The sequence below is a fragment of the Acidiphilium sp. JA12-A1 genome (assembly GCF_000724705.2).
In the GTDB taxonomy this organism is placed as follows: Bacteria; Pseudomonadota; Alphaproteobacteria; order Acetobacterales; family Acetobacteraceae; genus Acidiphilium; species Acidiphilium multivorum.
In genome coordinates this window covers 1-3,142 of the sequence record NZ_JFHO01000088.1, presented here as the reverse complement: position 1 = coordinate 3,142, position 3,142 = coordinate 1, and the positions used below count along the sequence as shown (strand labels likewise).

The following is a 3,142-nucleotide window of genomic DNA, read 5'->3' as shown; positions in this document are numbered from 1 at the left end:
GGATGACGCGCAGGTAGATCGCGAGAGCCACGAGGTTGAGGCTGAATGGTCGTGCCGGTCTCCATGCCTTCCGGGACGGCTGCCAGCGTGGTCGCCCCACAGCACGGACAATGGCCGGCATAGCGTTCGACGCGGGTGACGACCGGCTTGATCGGCGGCAGATCGATCTTGTCGTAGCGCTGCGCGAGGCGCTGATCCGCGTCAGTCAGCCCGGCACGGCAGTGCTGGCAATGCGCCGCCTTCGCGATCACCGTCTGATCGGGGTTCTCGGCAAGCAAGCGACCGCCACCCTCACGGCCGAGACTGCCTTTGCGGGGCCCCTTGCGCGGACTTTTCTCGGGCCGGTTTGGCTTCTGCCCGCGCGATGGCGGCAGGCTCGAATTGTCCGGCCGCTTCGGCGGTTCGTTTAGCCGCGCCTCCAACTCCGCAATCCGGCGTTCCGCATCCGAAAGCCGGATTGCCAGTTCCGCGTTCCTGCGCTCGGATGATTGCAACGCGTCCCATAGCGCGCGGATCAGCGCGTCTTTCTCAGCGTGCGATAGGAGAGACAGGTCAGGAAGCTCGTTCACGCCTCCCGTCGAATCGTATCCGCCGTGGTCACGTCAATTCACAATCGATTCAACTTATCGACGGACCAGGATGAGCAGATACGAAAAAAGTCACATAATTTCATTGGTGGCTCGTTTAGATCTTTGTAGGATTTGGTCTGGCCGATCGCAGGCGCGGGGCGATCTCATGCATCTGGGCGAATTCAGGAGCATAACATAACGGAAAGCCAACATGATAACGGAAATCTTTCGTGATGAATTCTTAAAATGGCTCAGTAAGTTTGATTGCCTGCAAAATCAATCGCGGTTGTGTATTCGTTATGAGGAATTTTATTGATCTCGTGTTTTTCCGCCGATATACGCAACCGAGTTTCATGAGAAACCCTTTAAAATTATGTACGTTTGCTCATACCACCAAAAAAATAAATAGCGATTAGCAAGTGTCGCCTAAATAATTCGAATGTGCCGAGTAACTCCGTAGTTTTCCAAAGGCGCTCAACGACGGAAACACATGGTTTCGGGCGCCGTGTTTAAGACGTACAGGTCAAGACCGCTGTGAATACCTGCACCGGCAAGCCTGATCCACCGAACCACTTGCTCCCGCAAGTCTCCCGTTGCAATCCCAACTCGTTTCCATGAACCTTGCCCCGCACATCGAAGGGGTAACGGACCCACGCCCTCGCCCGCCACTGACGCCGGGCGTCACACCCACAAGGCCACCACCGATGCCCTCCGCGAGGCCTTCGTCGTCATCGCCCGTGCGGCGCAAAACCCCGGATGAATGCCGAAGGAGAAAAAACATGGTCATAGGCGGCCTCGAACTCGAACTCGCCGAAGCACGGCAACGGTGCGAAACTTTGCTCGCCGGGCGCCCGGGTTTCCCGCCCCTCGTCTCCATCCGCAATCAGCTGATCTATCTTCAGCAAGTCTGCGCCGGAACCGCCGGGCCGGAACGGCTCGGGGAGATCATTCTGGGCCTCCTCGCCGTCCGCGAAATCGAGGGCTGGGACGATGAACTGGCCGACCTCCTCCACTCGATCCAGGCGGCGGTTAACCGGCGCGCCACACCGCTTGCATAAGCGCGCCCAGCCCTGTGACCGCTGTCACAACCAAACCGGCTCGGCCCCGCGCTGCGATTGACGATCGCTGCCGGATCGTAATCATATCCTTGCTCGCGCCCCGAACCCCGGCGCAACCGGTCGCTTCACCGCCCATCACCGGGGCAAGACGCCCCATGGAACTCGTCCATGACCAAGGTAATGTTCATCCCCGCGGACCCGAAAAGTGTCTACATCACCATGGCCCACCACGAATACGGCAACCAGGCCTTCGGCGGCCAGCCCGGCATCAACAAGGCCCAGCTCGTCGTCGATGACGATCTCCTGAAGGGTCGCTCGTCCATCGTCGTCTGGTACGATGGCGGGTCGGACCCCTATTTCAGCAGCTTCAACACCGCGCAAATCTACATTCGCGGCCACGGCATGCCCGGCTCCCCGACGATCGAGGTCGCCCGCAACGGCGAAAAGATCCATTACACGGAAGTCGTCCAGCGCCTCATCACCACCGGCCTGAAACGCGAATTCTTCGGCGATATCAAGTGCTTCAACTGCCACTCGGCTGAAGGCAGGGTTGATGATTACGGCAACTACCATCCCCCCTTCGCCCAACTCATCGCCGATGAAATGTTCGCCCGCGGTTACAAGTTCTGCAAGTTCTTCGGCTATGCCGACGCCATCGACTCCTTCCCCACCAGCTTCGACAAGGGCGCCAACCCGCCCGATCCCGTCCTGCACAAATACCGTCGTGGCCCCGCGGGCCTGGGCAATCTCGGCCGCGCCAAAACCGGCCGCAAAGAGTTCTCTCCCAAGCCCCGCCCCCTCTCCCTGAAAGGCCAATTCGCCAGGAAATTCTTCAACTAATGTCCCGCCCCTGAAACTCGTGTGTGAATTTCAGGGACAATCAGGCCACTCTCATGTTCGCCATTTCAAGCTGCAGGCAAGAGATTTCTTCTGCTTGCTGATGAGCAAGCAAGCGGTTCGGTTTGACTGCGACTGGGTAAGGCTGGAGGCGCAATCCCGAAACGACGGTAGATCATCCTCTGATACGCGGATTGGAACCGCAGGACCTGATGCGTCGTGGAGCTGCCTCGGTCTAGGGACCAGCGTCGGAAAGTCCCGGCTGATAGTGGCTGCGAGGGTTCTCCGGCCGTGACCGCGCCTCCAGCCTTGCCCGGCTGCAGATGGGTTTGATCAGTGTGGGCACCTCCCGGGTATGCTTCGAATATCCGATTGTTCAGCCGGCCGCGATTTCGGCCTTCCGTGCGATGGCCCAGATAAAGCCGGCCAACTCGCGGGCAATCGCGGTGGTGACGACATTGGCCTGCTTGCCGGTATGGGTCAGGCGGCGATAACGCCGACAGAGGCGCAACTGCGCCTTCCAGGCGATCTCGCGGATCGGCCGGGGCAATCCTTCCTGGCGCAACAGCAATTCCCGGCTGACCCGGGCGGGATGTCGGTAACTCCAGGCCGCCTCGATCAACATCCGCCGGGCGGCGCCGTTGCCCGCCTTGGTGATGCCACCTTGCCGGCGGGTTT

Annotated in this window: 3 protein-coding genes and 1 pseudogene; 2 read left to right on the top strand and 2 right to left on the bottom strand. The window is 59.9% G+C overall.

All coding sequences use genetic code 11. The features are described from left to right. Window positions 1-569: DUF6444 domain-containing protein (locus RT91_RS21580; RefSeq protein WP_205408981.1), on the bottom strand; the 569-nt coding region annotated here is incomplete at its 3' end. A 779-nt stretch (window positions 570-1,348) separates the two neighbouring features. Between RT91_RS21580 and RT91_RS15500 the strand changes: the two genes are divergently transcribed. Next, window positions 1,349-1,627: an immunity protein Tsi6 family protein gene (locus tag RT91_RS15500; RefSeq protein ID WP_035188239.1), complete on the top strand. Its 279-nt coding sequence runs from the start codon at window positions 1,349-1,351 to the stop codon at window positions 1,625-1,627. 219 nt (window positions 1,628-1,846) lie between these two features. Next, a complete protein-coding gene (locus tag RT91_RS15495) occupies window positions 1,847-2,467 on the top strand; it encodes a hypothetical protein (protein ID WP_240314325.1) in 621 nt (206 codons plus the stop codon). Window positions 2,468-2,840: 373 nt separating this feature from the next. Here RT91_RS15495 and RT91_RS15490 read toward each other — a convergent pair. Beyond that, window positions 2,841-3,142, bottom strand: a pseudogene (locus RT91_RS15490) (IS110 family transposase); the annotation flags it as partial.

Bases quoted from the DNA above. Each gene is read 5' to 3' on its own strand.
- RT91_RS15495 (WP_240314325.1), top strand. From the start codon at position 1,847: ATGGCCCACCACGAATACGGCAACCAGGCCTTCGGCGGCCAGCCCGGC.
- RT91_RS15500 (WP_035188239.1), top strand. From the start codon at position 1,349: ATGGTCATAGGCGGCCTCGAACTCGAACTCGCCGAAGCACGGCAACGG.